This window comes from Pseudovibrio sp. FO-BEG1 (genome assembly GCF_000236645.1).
GTDB lineage: Bacteria > Pseudomonadota > Alphaproteobacteria > Rhizobiales > Stappiaceae > Pseudovibrio.
Map to the genome: position 1 here is coordinate 4,491,925 of NC_016642.1, position 18,037 is coordinate 4,509,961.

The 18,037-nt window shown below is 53.7% G+C and carries 19 protein-coding genes; 8 read left to right on the forward strand and 11 right to left on the reverse strand.

The annotated features are described in order from the left end of the window. Window positions 1–174: 174 nt before the first annotated feature. Complete coding sequence (gene ade, locus PSE_RS20215; RefSeq protein WP_014286507.1) at window positions 175–1,890, reverse strand: adenine deaminase; 1,716 nt, start codon at window positions 1,888–1,890, stop codon at window positions 175–177. A gap of 483 nt (window positions 1,891–2,373) precedes the next feature. On the opposite strand from ade, the gene zwf reads away from it, so the two are divergent. From zwf to PSE_RS20245, 6 genes are all read left to right on the forward strand, one after another. Then, window positions 2,374–3,846 carry a glucose-6-phosphate dehydrogenase gene (gene zwf / locus PSE_RS20220; RefSeq protein ID WP_014286508.1) on the forward strand — a complete coding sequence of 491 codons (1,473 nt, stop codon included), beginning with the start codon at window positions 2,374–2,376 and terminating at the stop codon, window positions 3,844–3,846. Between the two features lie 239 nt (window positions 3,847–4,085). Continuing rightward, on the forward strand, window positions 4,086–5,960 hold the full coding sequence (gene edd / locus PSE_RS20225; protein ID WP_014286509.1) for a phosphogluconate dehydratase: 1,875 nt from the start codon (window positions 4,086–4,088) through the stop codon (window positions 5,958–5,960). Further along, complete coding sequence (gene eda / locus PSE_RS20230) at window positions 5,960–6,601, forward strand: bifunctional 4-hydroxy-2-oxoglutarate aldolase/2-dehydro-3-deoxy-phosphogluconate aldolase (RefSeq protein ID WP_014286510.1); 642 nt, start codon at window positions 5,960–5,962, stop codon at window positions 6,599–6,601. Before edd ends, eda begins: the two co-directional genes overlap by 1 nt. Before the next feature lie 233 nt (window positions 6,602–6,834). Continuing rightward, window positions 6,835–8,478: a glucose-6-phosphate isomerase gene (gene pgi / locus PSE_RS20235; protein WP_041769112.1), complete on the forward strand. Its 1,644-nt coding sequence runs from the start codon at window positions 6,835–6,837 to the stop codon at window positions 8,476–8,478. A gap of 115 nt (window positions 8,479–8,593) precedes the next feature. After that, on the forward strand, window positions 8,594–8,869 hold the full coding sequence (locus tag PSE_RS20240; RefSeq protein ID WP_037036170.1) for a glycine zipper domain-containing protein: 276 nt from the start codon (window positions 8,594–8,596) through the stop codon (window positions 8,867–8,869). A 194-nt stretch (window positions 8,870–9,063) separates the two neighbouring features. Beyond that, the gene (locus PSE_RS20245; protein WP_008547901.1) at window positions 9,064–9,327 is read left to right on the forward strand and encodes a glycine zipper domain-containing protein; all 264 of its coding nucleotides are present in this window, start codon (window positions 9,064–9,066) and stop codon (window positions 9,325–9,327) included. A 12-nt stretch (window positions 9,328–9,339) separates the two neighbouring features. Here PSE_RS20245 and PSE_RS20250 read toward each other — a convergent pair whose 3' ends face one another. Beyond that, complete coding sequence (locus PSE_RS20250; RefSeq protein ID WP_014286512.1) at window positions 9,340–10,287, reverse strand: hypothetical protein; 948 nt, start codon at window positions 10,285–10,287, stop codon at window positions 9,340–9,342. Between the two features lie 173 nt (window positions 10,288–10,460). Further along, window positions 10,461–11,594, reverse strand: a complete 1,134-nt coding sequence (gene ald / locus PSE_RS20255) for an alanine dehydrogenase (protein WP_014286513.1) — start codon at window positions 11,592–11,594, stop codon at window positions 10,461–10,463. Between the two features lie 156 nt (window positions 11,595–11,750). Here ald and PSE_RS20260 point away from each other — a divergent pair, with 156 nt between their 5' ends. Together PSE_RS20260 and PSE_RS20265 are read left to right on the forward strand one after the other, a co-directional pair. After that, window positions 11,751–12,218 (forward strand): Lrp/AsnC family transcriptional regulator, encoded by a 468-nt coding sequence (locus tag PSE_RS20260; protein WP_008547557.1) that lies wholly within the window; start codon window positions 11,751–11,753, stop codon window positions 12,216–12,218. Between the two features lie 127 nt (window positions 12,219–12,345). After that, window positions 12,346–13,221, forward strand: coding sequence for an SMP-30/gluconolactonase/LRE family protein (locus PSE_RS20265; RefSeq protein ID WP_041768709.1), 876 nt, complete (start codon window positions 12,346–12,348; stop codon window positions 13,219–13,221). Between the two features lie 598 nt (window positions 13,222–13,819). On the opposite strand, the gene PSE_RS20275 is transcribed toward PSE_RS20265, so the two are convergent. The 8 genes from PSE_RS20275 to PSE_RS27405 all read right to left on the reverse strand — a co-directional run bounded on the left by PSE_RS20275 (window position 13,820) and on the right by PSE_RS27405 (window position 18,019). Beyond that, window positions 13,820–14,638: a rhodanese-related sulfurtransferase gene (locus PSE_RS20275; RefSeq protein ID WP_014286516.1), complete on the reverse strand. Its 819-nt coding sequence runs from the start codon at window positions 14,636–14,638 to the stop codon at window positions 13,820–13,822. 169 nt (window positions 14,639–14,807) lie between these two features. Next, window positions 14,808–15,134: a RebB family R body protein gene (locus PSE_RS20280; protein ID WP_037036168.1), complete on the reverse strand. Its 327-nt coding sequence runs from the start codon at window positions 15,132–15,134 to the stop codon at window positions 14,808–14,810. A 139-nt stretch (window positions 15,135–15,273) separates the two neighbouring features. Next, entirely contained in the window at window positions 15,274–15,594 is a 321-nt protein-coding gene (locus PSE_RS20285; protein WP_008547907.1) for a RebB family R body protein, read from the reverse strand. A gap of 158 nt (window positions 15,595–15,752) precedes the next feature. Then, on the reverse strand, window positions 15,753–16,049 hold the full coding sequence (locus tag PSE_RS20290; RefSeq protein WP_014286520.1) for a RebB family R body protein: 297 nt from the start codon (window positions 16,047–16,049) through the stop codon (window positions 15,753–15,755). Window positions 16,050–16,261: 212 nt separating this feature from the next. Then, on the reverse strand, window positions 16,262–16,603 hold the full coding sequence (locus tag PSE_RS20295; protein ID WP_014286521.1) for a RebB family R body protein: 342 nt from the start codon (window positions 16,601–16,603) through the stop codon (window positions 16,262–16,264). 118 nt (window positions 16,604–16,721) lie between these two features. Further along, entirely contained in the window at window positions 16,722–17,375 is a 654-nt protein-coding gene (locus tag PSE_RS20300) for a hypothetical protein (RefSeq protein WP_041768711.1), read from the reverse strand. 23 nt (window positions 17,376–17,398) lie between these two features. After that, the gene (locus tag PSE_RS20305; protein ID WP_041768712.1) at window positions 17,399–17,815 is read right to left on the reverse strand and encodes a hypothetical protein; all 417 of its coding nucleotides are present in this window, start codon (window positions 17,813–17,815) and stop codon (window positions 17,399–17,401) included. A gap of 30 nt (window positions 17,816–17,845) precedes the next feature. Further along, window positions 17,846–18,019, reverse strand: coding sequence for a hypothetical protein (locus tag PSE_RS27405; RefSeq protein ID WP_193384374.1), 174 nt, complete (start codon window positions 18,017–18,019; stop codon window positions 17,846–17,848). Window positions 18,020–18,037 lie beyond the last annotated feature (18 nt).

The following is an 18,037-nucleotide window of genomic DNA, read 5'->3' on the forward strand; positions in this document are numbered from 1 at the left end:
CCAAGGTTCATGTGCGCAACATATCAGAAAAACCTTATTTCATCATGCTTTGCGTGGAACTTGGGACAGGCTGACCATTACGTCAACCCAGACATACGATTGAACTTCAATGCGACACTTTCTTCCATTCCACTGATTTTTTCTAGAGAAACTCAGAGATATCAACGCCCTGCTCTATTGTATGAGCTGAAAACTCGACACATCAAACAAGCCAAAATCTGTAATTTTAAGGTGGGGAATAACCGGAAGAGGCAAGAATGCGACCTGCAAAAACGGCTCCGGCAGCACACAATTGAGCGATTTTGCGGCAGCACGCAGCTCTTCCAAACGCTCTTTGACCACCTCAAATCGCTCCAGACTCATCAACCCAGCAAGCGGCAACTCCATCTCCGCCAGCACCTGATCACCATCTGCAACAACAAAGCCACCACGCAGTGCGATGCACCGGTTCACCGCTGTCGCCATCGCTTTTTCATCAGCACCGACCACACAGATGTTGTGACTGTCATGCCCAACAGAAGATGCAATGGCCCCAGCTGTCATGCCAAAGCCATTCACGAAACCAGTCGCGATGTTACCAGTCTTGCCGTGACGCTCCACAACAGCCACTTTGATGGCGTCCTGCCCCAGATCGATCTGAGAGAAGTTATGCTCAACTGGCAGATCCATTCTTAAATGCTCCGTGATGATGAGCCCAGGCTTCACCCCAATCACGGAGGTTTCCCGCTGCGCAGGCACGCGGAAGCTCTCAGCATGCACCGGTTCAGCATGGCAGCTATCCAGTAGCCCTTCTGGCTCAACCAGCTTACGGCTCGCAAACAACTCATTGGTCACGACGCGGCCACCACTGATCACCTGATCTACATCGCAGCTTTCCAGATCATTCAGCAGCACGATATCTGCACGCCATCCCGGTGCGAGCAAGCCACGATCACGAAGCCCAAACGCATTGGCTGCAGACCAACTCGCCGCCCGATACACATCACGCGGCGCACATCCATGCGCAATCAAACGCTTGATGAGACTGTCCAGATGTCCCTCTTCCGCAATATCCAGTGGGTTCCGGTCATCCGTACACAGTGCCACAAAGCTCGCCCGTTCAGGCGTAAGCACCGGTGCGAGCGCATCCAGATCCTTGGAGACAGATCCTTCACGGATCAGGATTGTCATCCCCTTGGATATTTTCTCCAGCGCCTCTTCCGCTGTCGTCGCTTCATGATCTGTGCGAATTCCCGCAGCAAGATACCCGTTCAGCGCCTTGCCGCGCACCAGCGGAGCATGGCCATCAATGTGCTCGCCTTCAAACTCCGCAATCTTTGCCAAAGCATCAGGATCACCCGCCAGAACCCCCGGGAAGTTCATGAACTCCGCAAGACCAATGACACTCGGGTGGTCCTTGAACGGCATAAGGTCGTCAATTTCCAATCGAGCACCTGCTGTTTCAAACTGGGTCGCAGGCACACAGGAAGAAAGGTTTACCCGCAAATCCAGAATGGTTTCCAACGAGCTATCGAGGAAATATTTGATCCCTGCCGCACCAGTCACATTCGCAATCTCATGCGGATCACAAATCGCTGTCGTTACACCATGGGGCAGCACACACCGGTCAAATTCAAAAGGAGTGACCAAAGATGATTCCACGTGCAGATGAGTATCGATGAAGCCAGGAACAGCGATCTTACCGCTGCAGTCTATCTCTTTGACGCCCTCATATGTGTCATAGGTGCCAACAATCTTCTCGCCTGAGATTGCAATATCGGTCTTGGTCAGGCTGCCGTCGATTACACTGAACAACTCAACATTTTTCAGCACAAGATCAGCAGGCGCATTGCCTTGCCCTTGATCGATGAGTGTTTTTAAACCGGCAATCTTCTGCTGGCGAGATCCCATGTGATTTCCTCCCGGAGGAAGCACTTGGGCTGCTCCCTCATTTTTATTTCCCTAAGGGCAAGCCTAGCAAAAGATTGCGAGCTCCCCAATGCCGCCAATACAAATGCTTGTTGGAATTGTACAAATCATGTCAGTGAGAAAACAAAACCCACAGAAACAAGATTTTTTTGGTCTCCAGATCCCCTTTCGGCAGCCTGAACTGCCTACTTTCTAGGCACATTCGTATTTTTGCTTGCAATTTGATGAAACCCGCATCAAACAGAGGTGCAATTTCATAAATGCAACCTTTGTATGAGTTTTGACGCACATAAGAGCAGCCCAGCTGCCGAGCTTGCGGCCCCAGATCCGCGCCTCTCGCAACTCTACAATCAAATTTAATTCAGTTGGCCTGCGGGCTTGCTCCTGCAATTTCTCCAACTGAAAAACGCATGCCAAGCAATTGAAGTCGGATATCCGATACCGGCTCACGACTAAGGGAACTCCATGGCGAACCGTCCAACTCAATCAGACCCATTTGATCTCGTTGTATTTGGAGGCACCGGCGACCTTGCACACCGCAAGCTACTCCCGGCTCTCTATCACCGCGAACCAGTCGGTCACCTGGGTGAGGACGCCCGTATCATCGCCGTCTCCCGCCGTCAGCTCAGCGACACCGAATACCGCGAATGGGCCCGCAAAGCTATTTGCGAGCACGTTGCCGAAGTAGATCAGGAAGCTCTGGAACGCTTCCTCGCTCGTATTCAGTACGTTGCTGTAGACGTTGCACAGAACACCGGCTGGGAAGCGCTAGAGGAAAAGCTCTCTGGCCGCGAAGATGTTGTTCGCGCCTTCTATCTCTCTGTTTCTCCTGACTTCTTCGGCCCAATCTGTTCTGCTCTTGGAGAGCACGATCTGGTGACAGAAAAGTCCCGCGTGACCATCGAAAAGCCAATCGGTAAAAACGGCAAGTCCGCTCACGAAGTCAACGAGACCATCGGTTCTGTCTTCAAAGAACACCAGATCTTCCGTATCGACCACTACCTCGGTAAAGAAACCGTACAGAACCTCATGGCTCTGCGCTTCGCCAACGTACTGTTCGAACCACTCTGGAATGCAGCTCACATCGATCACGTTCAGATCACCGTGGCTGAAACACTGGGTGTCGAAAGCCGCGCTGGCTATTACGACACCGCAGGTGCACTTCGCGATATGGTGCAGAACCACCTGCTCCAGCTCCTCTGTCTCGTCGCAATGGAACCACCTGAGTCCATGGCGCCAGACAGTGTTCGTGACGAGAAGCTGAAGGTTCTCAAAGCCCTGCGCCCAATGAGCGCTGAAATGGTGGAACGCAACACCGTTCGCGGTCAGTACCGCGCAGGTGCTTCTGCAGGTGGCGCTGTAAAGGGCTATTTGGAAGAGCTGGGCCGTGACGATTCCAGCACCGAAACATTCGTAGCGGCAAAGGTAGACATCGAGAACTGGCGTTGGGCTAACGTTCCATTTTACCTGCGCACCGGCAAGCGTCTTGCTGCTCGTGTTTCTGAAATCACCATTCAGTTCAAAGACCTGCCGCACTCCATCTTCCTGCCAGATGCAGGCCGGATCGCAGCAAACAAACTGGTCATCCGCCTGCAACCTGATGAAGGCGTGAAGATGCAGGTCATGATTAAAGACCCGGGCCCAGGCTCCATGCGCTTGCGTGAAGTGCCGCTGGACATGACCTTTGCAGAAGCCTTCAGCTCCCGTCACCCAGATGCATATGAGCGCCTCATCATGGATATGATCCGTGGCAACCAGACCCTGTTCATGCGCCGCGACGAAGTGGAAGCAGCATGGAAGTGGATTGACCCGATCCTTGAGCACTGGTCCCAGATCAAAGAAGCTCCAAAGCCTTACACATCAGGCACCTGGGGCCCATCAGCCTCCATCGCCCTCATCGAGCGTGATGGCCGCACATGGCATGATGAAACCTACTGATTAAGCATCAGGTGCCGGTCCACCGGCACCTCTTCACCCAAGCAAGTATTTCTCCCACTTGCGCCAATTCCCGAAACAATCAAAGTTGCCTATGGGCAGAGTTGTCAGAATAAAAATTAGGCTCAGAATTTAAATCGATTAAAACGGCTAAATACAGGGATTTTCCTCCTCCCAATCCCGCTAAGGGCCGTTCGGTTTGGCTGATGAAAAGTCAAAGAACAAAAGGCAGAGCACAAGACATGGTTCATCCTCGCCTCAAAGAGATTACAGATCGCATAATCGAGCGCAGCGCTACAAGCAGACAAGACTATCTTCGTCGCATGAAGGCGCAGCACACCAATGCACCACAACGCACAAACCTTGGCTGCACCAACCTCGCGCACGGCTTTGCGGCCTGCCCTGCAGCAGATAAGCAGCACCTCGCCACAGACAAGCAGCCAAACCTCGGCATTATCACCGCTTACAACGACATGCTCTCAGCGCATCAGCCTTACGAGAGCTACCCGGAAATCATCCGCGAAGCAGTCCGCAAAATTCAAGCAACCGCTCAGGTCGCAGGTGGTGTACCAGCCATGTGCGATGGCGTCACACAAGGCCAGCCCGCCATGGACCTGTCCTTGTTCTCTCGTGACCTGATCGCCATGTCCGTCGCCGTTGGCCTGTCCCACGGCATGTTCGACGCCGCCGTTTTCCTCGGCGTTTGCGATAAGATCGTTCCCGGTCTGCTGATCGGCGCACTGTCCTTTGGTCATCTGCCAGCAATCTTCCTCCCAGCTGGCCCAATGACCTCCGGCATCGCCAACGATGAAAAAGCCCACATCCGTCAGCTGTTTGCTGAAGGTAAAGCTACACGCGAAGAACTGTTGGCATCAGAAAGCGCCTCCTACCACTCTCCGGGCACCTGTACTTTCTACGGCACCGCAAACTCCAACCAGATGCTCATGGAGATCATGGGCCTGCACATGCCAGGCAGCTCCTTCATCAATCCGCTGACGCCACTACGCAAAGCGCTGGTCGAAGAAGCCGTTGCACAAGTTGTTGAGCTTACAGCACAGCGCAGCACCCCAACTCCGCTCTTTGAGATCATCGACGAACGCGCGATTGTAAACGGCGTTGTTGGCCTGCACGCAACAGGCGGCTCCACCAACCACACCATGCACCTCGTTGCAGTCGCTGCAGCGGCTGGCATCCAGCTCACTTGGCAGGATATTTCAGACCTCTCAGAGATCATCCCGCTGCTGGCGCGCGTCTATCCAAACGGAAAGAGCGATGTAAACCACTTTGAAGCTGCTGGCGGCATGGGCTTCCTCATCCGCGAACTGCTCAGCGCTGGCCTGCTGCATGAAGATGTCCAAACCGTCAACGGCACAGGGCTGAATGGCTACACGGTCAATGTCTTCCTTGATGATGACGGCAGTGTTCTTCGCAAACCGGCACCAGCAAAAGCTCTGGACGAGACAATCCTCGCGCCAATGTCCGCTCCGTTTAATAAGGACGGCGGCCTCAAAGTCCTCAAAGGTAACCTTGGCGCTGCTATCATCAAAAGCTCTGCCGTTGCCCCAGACAGACACATCATCGAAGCTCCCGCTCAGGTCTTCCATACGCAGGAAGATGTTGAAGCAGCCTTCAAGGCAGGCGAGCTCAACAAAGATGTGGTTGTCGTGCTGCGCTACATGGGCCCGCAAGCCTGCGGCATGCCAGAGGCTCATAAACTGACACCACCACTTAGTGTTGTGCAGAACCGAGGCTATAAAGTCGCACTTGTAACCGATGGCCGCATGTCCGGCGCAAGTGGCAAGATTCCAGCTGCAATCCATGTTACTCCCGAAGCGAAAGACGGTGGCCTGATTGCCAAGGTGGAAGACGGCGACCTGCTGCGCCTCGATGCAGTTAACGGCACACTGGAACTGCTTGTTCCAGCTGAAGAATTAGCCCTACGTGAAATCACCCCGGCAGACCTGCAAAGCTGCCAGAGTGGAACGGGACGAGAATTATTCGCAAGCTTCAGAGCAAACGTGAGCTCTGCCGATACCGGCGCACGCGTTTTCAATCTGGAGCAGACAATCAAAACCCAAAGGAATGCTGACGTGGTCAGCGCAATGGAGACAGTGTAATGGCTCAGAATATCGAGCGTATAGAAGCAATCATGACCGCCGCCCCGGTGATCGCAGTTCTCATTGTGAATGACCCTAAAAAAGCAGTTCCAATGGCAGAAGCGCTCGTCCGTGGCGGTATTCCGGGCATTGAGATCACGCTTCGCACTCCAAACGCACTGGATTGCATCAAAGCAGTGGCTGACAATGTGGAAGGCGCACTCGTTGGTGCAGGCACTGTCCTCAATCATCAGCAGTACGAAGCCTCAGTCAAAGCGGGCTCCACCTTTGTTGTTTCACCGGGCGCAACAGACAATCTGATCGCGGCAGCAGAAGACTTCCCGCAGGCACCTCTTCTGCCGGGCGCGGGGACAGCTTCCGAAGTGATGAAGCTTCTGGAAGCTGGCTACGAGCGCCTCAAGTTCTTCCCGGCAGTACCAGCCGGTGGCACTCCCATGTTGAAAGGTCTGTCTTCTCCACTGGCAGCGGCTAAATTCTGCCCAACTGGTGGTATCAACCTTGGCAATGCACGTGACTTCCTCGCGCTGCCAAACGTTCTCTGCGTTGGTGGCTCCTGGATTGCAGATGCAAAAGCAATTGAATCTGAAGACTGGGCAGGCATTGAAAAGCGGGCACGCGAAGCTGCTGCATTGACTGTTTGATCGCGAACCATCACGATTGATTGCATTGAATATCTTACCCGGGGTCTTACATCAAAGACCTGCCGACATTCTCGATAAGCAGACACCGGCTATCGGGTAAGAGTACGCATAAAAACAAAGCTTTAAAGCAGTTTGCACGCCTTACTAAGCGCGCAGGCTGCTTTTGGGTAAATTGGCAAGGCGCGATACTCGCTGCCAGCCAGAAGCTATTACAAGAATAAATGGAGGCTTTGATGCCGACCGCAAATCCAAAAGATATCTTTAAGCGCCTTGAAGAGCACGCTCAGGCCATTCATTCCACCAAGATTACTGATCTCTTCGCTGCAGATCCTTCTCGTTTCGACAAGTTCTCCCGTTCTGCTGATGACCTGCTCTTCGATTTCTCCAAGAACAAGCTAACCGAAGAAACCCTCGAGCTCCTGCTTGAGCTTGCACGCGCTGCCAACGTGGAAGCAAAGCGCGATGCCATGTTCGCAGGTGAGCACATCAACACCACCGAAGACCGCGCTGTTCTGCACACCGCTTTGCGCAATCAGTCCGAGAACCCTGTTCTGGTCGACGGCAAAGACGTCATGCCAGACATCAACGAAGTGCTCGTCAACATGGGTGACTTCGCAGAAGGCATTCGCTCTGGCGAAATCACAAGCCACTCCGGCGAGAAGTTCACCGATGTGGTCAATATCGGCATCGGTGGTTCCGACCTCGGTCCTGTCATGACCACACTGGCTTTGGCTCCATACCATGACGGCCCGAACCTGCATTACGTCTCTAACGTCGATGGCGCTCATATCGCTGACACACTGGCTAAGCTGAACCCAGCAACCACGCTGTTCATCATCGCCAGCAAGACCTTCACCACGATTGAGACCATGACCAACGCGGCAACTGCACGCAAATGGATCGCAAAGCACTGCGGCGAAGAAGCAGTTGGCGCACACTTCGCTGCAGTCTCTACCGCTCTGGACAAAGTCGCAGCCTTTGGCATCTCCGAAGAACGCGTCTTCGGGTTCTGGGACTGGGTTGGCGGTCGTTACTCCATCTGGTCAGCCATCGGTCTACCACTCATGATCGCCATTGGTCCGGATGCATTCTCCGATTTCCTCGGCGGTGCACATGCCATGGACAATCACTTCCGCACCGCACCGATCGAAGACAACATCCCATTCCTGATGGGCCTTGTCGGCGTCTGGCATCGCAACGTGCTGGGTTACGACACCCGCGCAGTACTGCCATACGATCAGCGCCTCTCCCGCTTCCCTGCTTACCTGCAGCAGCTGGATATGGAATCCAACGGCAAGAGCGTCACCAAAGACGGCACTGCTGTTGAAACTGAAACCGGTCCAATCGTTTGGGGCGAGCCTGGCACCAACGGTCAGCACGCATTTTACCAGCTGATCCACCAGGGCACGAGCATCATCCCTTGCGAGTTCCTCGTTGCTGCCAACAGCCACGAAGACGACCTGCAGAACCACCACAACCTCCTGCTTGCCAACTGCCTTGCCCAGAGTGAAGCCTTGCTCCGAGGTCGCTCTTTGGAAGAGGTTGAAGACAAGTTTCGTAAAGATGGCAAGTCTGAAGAAGAGATTGCCAAACTAGCTCCACAAAAGGTGTTCTCGGGTAACCGGCCTTCAACCACCCTCATCTATGATCGTCTCGATCCATTCACACTGGGTAGATTGATCGCGTCCTATGAGCATCGCGTCTTTGTTGAAGGCGCAATTTGGAACATCAACACCTACGACCAGTGGGGTGTTGAACTAGGAAAAGAACTCGCGACTCAACTTTTACCAATGGTTGAAGGCAGTCAATCCGCAGCGAACAAGGACAGTTCGACCCAAGGTTTGTTGAAATACCTAAAGAAGGCACGGAACCTCTAATTTTTAACAAACTTTAACCATGTTCTTTTTGTTAGCTCGTCCTCACAAAACACGAGCTGCCAGGAGGTATCGGGGTCCGGTCAAATTGGGATTGGCAGCAAAAGGAGACTGGAAAATGAAGAAACTTGCTCTCGTGGGCGTAAGTGTAGGTCTACTGGCTCTGGCTGGCTGTAACTCAACTTCAAGCACAGACCGTACGCTCGTAGGCGGTGGCCTTGGTGCCGCAACAGGCGCAGCTATCGGTGCTGCCACAGGCGGTGGCGTAGGAGATGCTCTCGCTGGCGCTGCAATCGGCGGCGTTGCTGGCGGTATCATCGGTAACGTCACCACACCGAAGAACTGTACAGCTTACGATCAATATGGCCGTCCTTACCGCGTGAAGTGCCCATAAGCCTCGCAAAAAGATTTGGTTCTACCATTCCAAAGGCCCTGCACCCGCAGGGCCTTTTTTGTTGCATACCTACAAGTTGCAACAGACAGAAAGCCTCTGCTTAACCACGCTCCCATCTCATCAGCTGCATTCATTCATCCGCAACAGGTCCGGCACTACCGTGGGTTTCAAACAATCAGACCATGGGTAGGACCGTGAGAAAAACAATAATAATAACAGCCACCCTGCTCACACTCGGTGCTTGCAGTGAGTACAACAGAACAGATCGCGCCCTCGTCGGCGGTGGCCTGGGCGCTGCAACTGGTGCAGCCATCGGTGCCGCAACCGGTGATGTTGGGGCCGCGTTCGCAGGCGCTGGCATCGGTGCACTGGCAGGCGGTTTGATCGGCGTAGCAACCACACCGCGCCGCTGTGTTGGATACGACGCGTATGGTCGCCCCTATTACTATCGCTGCTGACGGCACTCCGCTCTAAAGATCAGACATAAAGTCCGGCGCGGCCATATCCAGTTTGAAGCTGCGCGGGCTCTTGGCGCTTGAACTCTGCCGCACCATCTTCTTGTAGATCATCTTGTGCGCAGCTGCCAAAGCCATCTTGGCGTACTTCATAGCCCCGAGGCTGTGCCGACTACCCGAGATCCCGGCAGCTCTCAGCAAACCATTGGCATAAACGATCGCATAAAAGTCCCGGATCTCCTTGGTGAAGTGTTCAGTCGTCACCGAGATGTTCACCTCATCATGGTTCTCCACCCGGTGCGGATTGTTGAGCGGCCAGTGAGCCATCTCGCCCGGGCTCAGCGTCACCTTTGTTGCGAACTCATCATACCAGGGCTCAAAACGGATCTCTTCTTCAGTCGTTCCAAGGAAGATCCCTTCCAGCTGCTCATCAGAAAGAAATGGGCCAGTGTTCTCGTAGATGTAAACGTCCTTATGGCCCTTCACTTGCCAAAGAGACTGACCGGGTACATCAGCATGATAGTACACCTGAGCACCGGGGGAAGAGATTAGCATCCCTGTTTTGTGCTTGAAGGTTTCAAAGCCCGGAACCTTCACCTCAAGCTCATCAAAGATTTTCGAGGTAATCTGCCGGAAGCCTTCATCCCATTCCTGCAATGCACGAAGGGAAAGCCAGAAGCGCCCCTCTTCGACAGCACGAAGTACATCCTCGCCTTTGGCACCTTCAATGCTGCCCTGAAGCCATTGCGACTTCTTGGTGCCAATCGCACCGGGACGCACGAAGTCATAATGCTCAGAGGGAGTTGCCTCAATCAAACGCGCCAGATTTTCCGGCAAAAAGACCGGCAGTTCGTGCAATCGGTTTTTCAGCAGCAGCGTATGCTTGCCGAACACCTCTTTGTAGTGCTCTTTCCATTCAACAATCAAATCATGCTGAAGAACCAATTCCAAATCATGATACATGACGCCGCCCAACCCGAAAAATACTAGTAAATTTTGACCAGTATATCCAAGTCAGACCTGCAAACTCATTAACAGCGCCGCAAACACGGGACAGGGTAAACAGAACCTTTACCGACGAAAAACGGGAGCCCGAAGGCCCCCGCTTTCAAAACTCATTACGTCCAGTTGGACTTTCAGGCAGCTTCAGTTTCCTGCGCCAGCGCTGCTTCTGGAGACACGTAGGTGTAACCCAGGTTTTCAGCCACTTCAGCAACAGTCACCTGACCTTTGTACACGTTCAGACCTGGCATGAAGCCTGGAATGTCGCGCAGGGCAGCAGCATAGCCTTTGTCAGCCAGCGCCAGAACGTAAGGCAGTGTTGCGTTGTTCAGGGCGTAGGTTGAAGTGCGGGCAACAGCGCCTGGCATGTTAGCCACGCAGTAGTGAACCACTTCATCAACGATGTAAGTTGGATCCTGGTGAGTTGTTGCGCGGGAAGTTTCAAAACAACCGCCCTGATCGATTGCAACGTCAACCACAACAGAACCCGGCTTCATTGCCTTGATGTGTTCTTTGGTCACCAGCTTCGGTGCAGCTGCACCTGCAACCAGCACAGCACCAACAACCAGATCAGCTGCCAGAACTTCTTTCTCAAGCGCTGCACGGTTGGAGAACACTGTCTTCAGACGGGAACCGAAGCGAGCGGAAAGAGCGTCGAGAACATCAACGTTTCTGTCCAGAACGGTCACGTCGGAACCAAGGCCAATTGCCATTTCAATGGCGTGGGCACCAACAACGCCGCCGCCGATCACAACGGTTTTCGCAGGCGCTACACCTGGTACGCCGCCGAGAAGAACGCCAGCACCGCCATTTGCTTTCTGCAAAGCCGTTGCACCAGCCTGAATGGAAAGACGACCAGCAACCTGAGACATAGGCGCCAGAAGGGGAAGGCGACCTTTTTGGTCGGTTACGGTTTCATAAGCGATGCAGACCGCGCCGGATGCAACAAGGTCAGCAGTCTGTTCTGGGTCCGGAGCCAGGTGCAGGTAGGTGAACAGCAGGTGGTCAGGGCGGAGCATCTTGCGCTCAACAGCCTGAGGTTCTTTCACCTTCACAATCATTTCTGCTTTTGCGAAGACTTCAGCAGCGGTTGGCAGGATGGATGCACCTGCTGCTTCATAGTCAGCATCGCTCGCGCCAATACCAACACCGGCATTGGTTTCAACAACCACTTCGTGGCCGTGAGCAACAACTTCACGCACGCTGTCTGGTGTCAGACCAACGCGGTATTCGTGGTTCTTAATCTCCTTAGGAACACCTACAAGCATGTTTTTCTCCCAATCAGCTTCGGACCTGTGTTTCTACATAGCTTATGGAAATCTCTGCGGCAGATGCTTGCAATGTGCGCTCTAAACGGTACATTTTAGCAAACTTCTACGAATAAACATCATCTAGACACAATAATCTGCGAAAACGGCAAAGCTATGAAACTCGACAAGCTTGATAAAAAGATCCTTCGCGCTCTGCAGGACAATGGCCGTATTTCCAATTCTGATCTGGCAGATCATGTGGGGCTTTCCGCCTCTGCCTGTCTGCGCCGTGTCCGCACACTGGAGTCAGAAGGCGTTATCGAGAAGTACGTCGCTCTGCTCAATCCCAAGAAGCTCGGCAAGCGCATGAGTGTCTTTGTCGAGATCTCTCTCGGCTCCCAATCAGAAGAAGCCCTCTCCACCTTTGAGAAGGCCGTAGACCGCTCCGCCGAGATCATGGAGTGCCATCTGATGGGCGGAGATGCGGATTACATCCTGCGTGTCATGGCAGATGATCCGGTCGATTTTGAGCGCATCCACCGAGACCACCTCACCCGCCTGCCCGGCGTTGTTCGCATGCGTTCCTCTTTCGCAATTCGTTCCACCAAACAAGGCAGCGCTCTGCCTATCTCGGAAGGCTAAGCCACGAGCGGAAAGCTTGCGGTTTTCTCACAGACATACTCGACGCTTCTGCCAAACCTCTCTATAACAACGCTCAATTGTATTTCGCTTGTAGCTCTCCCGAGCTGCATGAGTATGGAGCACGACTTTGACCCCAATTATCACTTGCTTGCTGGACGGTCGCTACGAGCTGGCTGAAGGTCTCCTCTGGGATGAACTGACAAAACACCTGTTCTTCTGCGACATCCTTGGAAAACAGATCCACGCAATGCATTGGGACACCAAAGAAGTCACCACATGGGACTTCCCGAAAGTCGTCGGCTCCTTCGGCCTTTGCAAGGATGGCCGCCTTATTGTGGCGATGAAGGATGAGATCATCCTGTTCAACACCGTGACCAAAATCTACGAGGTCATTGCTAAGATTGAGCCGGACAATCCACGCACCCGTCTCAACGACGGTAAGGTTGGACCAGACGGCGCATTCTGGGTGGGCACCATGGATGACATCAGCCCAAGAACTCCAATCGCCAGCCTTTACCGCGTGGCACCAGATGGCAACGTCACCCAGATCGCCACAGAGATCCGTACATCCAACGGTCTGGCATGGTCCCCGGATACCAAGACCATGTACCACTCCGACACCGGCTCAGGTGAAGTCTTCGCTTATGACTTTGACCGCGATTTCGGTGCAGTCACCAACCAGCGCAAGTTCGCACAGCTCGATAACACCGTTGGCAGACCGGACGGCGCAACCACTGACACAGATGGCAACTACTGGTCCGCAGGCGTTTCCGCTGGCAACGTCAACTGCTTTGCACCAGATGGCCAGCTGCTGCAGTCCATCGCAATGCCAGTGCCGCGCCCGACAATCCCGTGTTTTGCAGGTCCAAACCTGAGCACGCTTGTTGTCGCCAGCTTGCGCCCGCATGGTGATGACAAACTCCTCAAGGAGTTCCCTAAGTCCGGCGGCATCTTCGCAATGGATGTGGAACACAAAGGCCTGCCAACCTACCGCTTTGGATAAAGCATCCTGCCGAAAGGCAAACCGGCACGAAGAGACAAACACTTTTAGCACCGCTGGCTCATGCTGGCGGTGTTTTCGTTTGGCCCCAGATACGAGGTGAGCAAGGCGAGCAGGCAGTGCCTGCGCATTGTAAGTAGGTTAGTTTCTTCGGCATTGGCTGCTCGCCTCGCCCGGGCGTTTTTGTATGAAACAAGATCTCCACCGAAAGGCATTGGGAGCAGGTGCCTACCCATCAGGATCAGTCCTCACAAAGCACAAGGCTTTGATCAGAACCTCCCCCTCTGAGCAGTTGCTATCCGGAACAGTTTGACCTGTCCATGACAGCTGCAGCTGCCAGTGTAGACGCCCATCGGGTGACCAGCTTCCGCTTGGTCCCTGCACTAAAGACTTTCAAGGGGTGTTTCAACGAACCCGCCAGATGATGCGTTACTTCACCCGGTAGCCCCGCCCAGCCCACGCCGCACTGACGGTCGGTCCGCCAGCTGCCCGTTTACGTGGACATGAGATAAGTATGGGTCATGCGCTGGCAGCGGGGATAAGTTTTTCTGCAGCCGGAAAGAAAAAGGGGCAGTCAAGCTGCCCCTCAAAACTCTCAGCTTCAGCCTTCACTTGGCTCAAACGACTTATCGTCAATCTGATAAGGTGCAAGAACCTTCTTGGTCTTTTCAGGCAGGTTCTTCCCCCAGCCTGCATCCAGTTTGTGATCGACAGACACGCGGTCATCAAACACAAAGCACTCACCTTTCCAGAGACTGTCCTCTTCAGGCACTTTCTCCAGATAGTTCAGAATGCCACCTTCAAGGTGATAAACCTCATCAAAGCCCTGCTCCAGCATCAAGCCGGTCGCCCGCTCACAGCGAATGCCGCCCGTGCAGAACATGGCAACTTTCTTCTTGGCGCGCAGAGAGTTGTCATTGCGTTTGACCCACTCAGGAAACTCGTTGAACGTTTCCGTTTCAGGATCAAGAGCACCCTCAAACGTGCCCAGCGCAAACTCATAATCATTGCGCGTGTCAATCACGACCGTCTCTGGGTCGGAGATCAGCGCATTCCAGTCCTCTGGCTTCACATAAGTGCCAACAAGATCATTCGGATCAATGTGATTGAGGCCCATGTTCACGATGGCTTTCTTCAACCGCACCTTCATGCGCTTGAACGGAAGCTTCTTCGCCCAGCTTTCCTTGACGATGATATCGTCAAAACGTGGATCATTGCGCAAGTACGCAATCACTTCACGCATCTGCTGCTCTTCACCAGCGATGGTGCCGTTGATGCCCTCACGGGCAATAAGAAGACTGCCGCGAATACCTCGCTCCTTACAGAATGCAAGCAGCGGTTCGCGCATGTCTTCGTAGTCTGCAAACTCAACAAACTTATAGAGCGCACAGACCAAAATGGGGGTCAGTGTAGGTGTCATTCTCAGCCTTTTGGCATTATTCGTGAGAATACCTATACTCATTTCCCCTCTGTCTGTCAGCAAGAGAGACTCTCCCAAAACGACAAAACCTCCCCTACCGAGGCAGGGAAGGTTCCGGGGCAAACCGCCCATTGTGTCATCGAACTCCGGAATTTCCGAAATGCGGAGATTACCGCGGACGGAAAGCTTCCAGGATCGTGAGCAGAGTTTGTAACTGATCTGGCGTACCAGACTGAGCAACTTTTTCCGTTGCCCCAGCTGCTGCCATGGTGTCCATGGAGTAGATCTGCATGACACCCTGGTTGGTTGCAGCCTGTGCCAGCGTATTCTGCTGCTGAGAGGCAGCTACGTTATTCTCAAAGAGAATTCCGGTGGAATGCGCCATAGTCTGAAACAGCGACCCCATTGCCATGGCAGGTGCTTCTGCAACCACCTTCACATTCGCCTGGGTCACAGCGTCTGTGATCATTGGACTAACCGTATCTGGCATAGTCATCATCCTTCAATACAAAAGAGAGAGGTCGTGTCCGGTGGCCTCGCAGAGAACCACCAAGGGCATGCCCAACTGAAAACCAACCGGACACCATTAAACAGCAGTTTGAGAAAACGCCGCCGGACGGCGACGCCAGAACCTATTAGGTCGGGTTGAATACGCGCAGAATTGTCAGCAGCGTGTTCAGCTGATCTGGTGTGCCGCTCTGAGCAACTTTTTCGGTAGCACCAGCACCAGCCATCGTATCCATGGAGTAGATCTGCATAACTCCCTGGTTAGCTGCAGCCTGAGAAAGAATGTTCTGCTGCTGTGCCGCAGAAACATAGTTCTCAAAGAGAATTCCGGTGGAATGAGCCATTGTCTGATAGACGCTGCCCATTGCCATTGCAGGGGCTTCACCAACCACCTTTACGTTGGACTGGGTAACGGCATCAGTGATCATTGGGCTAACAGTAGTTGGCATTCTAATAGTCCTCTTTCATACAGTTCTGGTCAAAATCCGGTTCTGCTTTTCCTTGAACTGGCTCCAAAGGAGTACGCACTACTACAACTGAAAGGATGCATCAGAACCATTCTCATCGCTCTGGCCTTGCACCAGAAAGCGAAGCTCGAAAGTTCCGGTTATTGATTGAGACTACGCAAGGTAGTCAGCAGCGTGTTCAGCTGATCAGATGTCCCGATCTGAGCAACCTTTTCCGTGGCCGATGCCCCGGCCATTGTATTGACTGAGCAGATTTGCATGACGCCCTGATTGGTCGTCGCCTGTGCAAGAGTTGAAAATTGAGAAGCCGCCGCAACGGAGTTTTGAAAGAGTATGCCCGTCGAATGAGCGAGAGATGTGTAAAGGTTCCCCATTGCAATAGCCGGCGCAGCCCCAATCACAGACACATGGGTTTGCGTCACAGCATCCGTCACCATGCCATCCTCTGGTATTACGGGACAAATCCCCGGTAGATCCGCCATAAAGTCACTCCCACCTGAACAACCGAACTCAAGAGCAGTTCGGTAAAACGCAGCCCTGCTTCACCCCTGATCAGACACAGGCAGTGCACTGACCAGAGGCAAACTCTCAATGATTTAGAAAACTGGAAAAGCCTTCCCGAAATGTGGGAGTGACCTCTCAATACGCTTTAACGCGAAAAGTACCGACGCAATGTTTCAAGCAAACTCTCATTCACCTGCTCGATCTCTTGCGGATCCATATGCGAAATGCTGTTTGCAGCAGCCATGGAACCAACAGAATAAGTATGCAAAATTCCCTGGCTTAACGCCGTCTGTGCAATGATGTTCTGGCGCTGTGCATTCGCGACAGAATTCTCAAAAAGCACCCCCGTTGATTGCGCCGCTGTCAGAAAGGTGAGCCCCAGCGCAAACGCTGGCGCTACTCCCAGAAGGGCAATGATATCAGCATCAACGGCTCCGCCATCGGAGGGTTTTGTTGAGCCACATTGTTCCTCAATAGTCTTTGGCATTTTTTCTCCAATATGCTTGTTATTATTGCCATTTACAGACTATTGACGCCGCTCCTTCTCATTTGTGAACTCTTTCCTAAGAGCCTCAGGTCTCGCTAAGGTTTCCTTCACACTTCCCTCAACGATCACGGGACCGCTGCTGCAGATATCCAATCAGAAGCTCTGAGAGCTTGTCGTTAAGCGGTCCGATCTGCTTGGAAATCTCCGAGTTGATCTCCTTCTTCAGATAATCCCTCAAGGCTTCCGCCACCTGCACGGCCATCATTTCCTGATTGGCAACACCACCTTGAACCGGCTGCCCAGTCATCGGAAACTGAGCCATTCCGGCCCCGGCCTGAGGCGGTGGTACACCCTGCCCCGGCGCCAATTGTGGTGGCGGCTGGACCGGAGGCGTCTGCGGTGTTTGCACCTCCGCCTGCTCACTCCCGGTGCCAATCACGCTCTTGATCGTATTGATCTCTTCATCAATGGAGGTGCATAGCTTGGCCGCTGCCTGCTCAACTTCAGACACAATGCTCTGAGCAGATGTGGTGGCATCTTCACAGGCCCTGTTGATCTGTGCCTGCTGCTGCCGGATCTCCGCCACCACCTCATTGTAGTTGGGAATGCCCTGACGCAGCTGAGCGAACTCACTGGCGGCCTGATCCACATTCTCCTTCACCTTGGTGAGCTGCACCACAGCATCATCCAGCGCAGAGTTGAGCTCCGGCCCCGGTGTTGCCGTCACCTTCTGCGGACCAGCGTCTTGCGTTCCATTCACGGCTGTACTCATCGCCCCACTCCTCACGTCCTGCCTTACCAGTTGTAGTCAGAGTTCCGGTCCGGCCCGCGATCCTCGCCCCGCTCTTCAAACTCGATGTCCCCAGTTGAGGTAAACCGGGCAAGGAGCTCCTCTTCGACCCCGTCCTGCACCAACCGCTCTTCATCATCCCGGTCGTCGTACCGATCAGCATCTTCCTGAAGCCGCTCGTCCCGGAACCCAAGCACCAGATCCGCCGCCGAAATCTCACCCTCACTGCCAAGCATCCCTTCAGCCTTCACCAAAGCATCCCGCGCCAGGCTCAGGTGGCACAGCATCCCCGGTAACCCCTCAACGCCAGACCGGGACAATGTTCGCACTTCTTCCTGCTCGATAACCCCTTCCCAGCGGCGCAACTGATTGAGGATCACCTCCTCCAATTCCTCTCGAATGTATGTAACGTCCCGTTCCATATCTCACCTTTTGAGCTGACAGGGGTCTGCCTATCGCGTCAGAGCCCGAAGAAAAGTCGCAAGCAAAATGTAGTCTCGTTGAAACAACCGTGTGATCTCCCGAACCAACTCCGCCAGTTCATCCACCTCCACATCATCCGGCTCAGACCGAACATCTGCAGCAGCTTCAAAGCCATAACGGGGTCGTCCAGCACGAGCGCTCATCCATCCTTCTCCCGGCAG

Bases quoted from the DNA above. Each gene is read 5' to 3' on its own strand.
- ade (WP_014286507.1), bottom strand. From the start codon at position 1,890: ATGGGATCTCGCCAGCAGAAGATTGCCGGTTTAAAAACACTCATCGAT.
- zwf (WP_014286508.1), top strand. From the start codon at position 2,374: ATGGCGAACCGTCCAACTCAATCAGACCCATTTGATCTCGTTGTATTT.
- edd (WP_014286509.1), top strand. From the start codon at position 4,086: ATGGTTCATCCTCGCCTCAAAGAGATTACAGATCGCATAATCGAGCGC.
- eda (WP_014286510.1), top strand. From the start codon at position 5,960: ATGGCTCAGAATATCGAGCGTATAGAAGCAATCATGACCGCCGCCCCG.
- pgi (WP_041769112.1), top strand. From the start codon at position 6,835: ATGCCGACCGCAAATCCAAAAGATATCTTTAAGCGCCTTGAAGAGCAC.
- PSE_RS20240 (WP_037036170.1), top strand. From the start codon at position 8,594: ATGAAGAAACTTGCTCTCGTGGGCGTAAGTGTAGGTCTACTGGCTCTG.
- PSE_RS20250 (WP_014286512.1), bottom strand. From the start codon at position 10,287: ATGTATCATGATTTGGAATTGGTTCTTCAGCATGATTTGATTGTTGAA.
- ald (WP_014286513.1), bottom strand. From the start codon at position 11,594: ATGCTTGTAGGTGTTCCTAAGGAGATTAAGAACCACGAATACCGCGTT.
- PSE_RS20260 (WP_008547557.1), top strand. From the start codon at position 11,751: ATGAAACTCGACAAGCTTGATAAAAAGATCCTTCGCGCTCTGCAGGAC.
- PSE_RS20275 (WP_014286516.1), bottom strand. From the start codon at position 14,638: ATGACACCTACACTGACCCCCATTTTGGTCTGTGCGCTCTATAAGTTT.
- PSE_RS20280 (WP_037036168.1), bottom strand. From the start codon at position 15,134: ATGACTATGCCAGATACGGTTAGTCCAATGATCACAGACGCTGTGACC.
- PSE_RS20285 (WP_008547907.1), bottom strand. From the start codon at position 15,594: ATGCCAACTACTGTTAGCCCAATGATCACTGATGCCGTTACCCAGTCC.
- PSE_RS20290 (WP_014286520.1), bottom strand. From the start codon at position 16,049: ATGGTGACGGATGCTGTGACGCAAACCCATGTGTCTGTGATTGGGGCT.
- PSE_RS20295 (WP_014286521.1), bottom strand. From the start codon at position 16,603: ATGCCAAAGACTATTGAGGAACAATGTGGCTCAACAAAACCCTCCGAT.
- PSE_RS20300 (WP_041768711.1), bottom strand. From the start codon at position 17,375: ATGAGTACAGCCGTGAATGGAACGCAAGACGCTGGTCCGCAGAAGGTG.
- PSE_RS20305 (WP_041768712.1), bottom strand. From the start codon at position 17,815: ATGGAACGGGACGTTACATACATTCGAGAGGAATTGGAGGAGGTGATC.
- PSE_RS27405 (WP_193384374.1), bottom strand. From the start codon at position 18,019: ATGAGCGCTCGTGCTGGACGACCCCGTTATGGCTTTGAAGCTGCTGCA.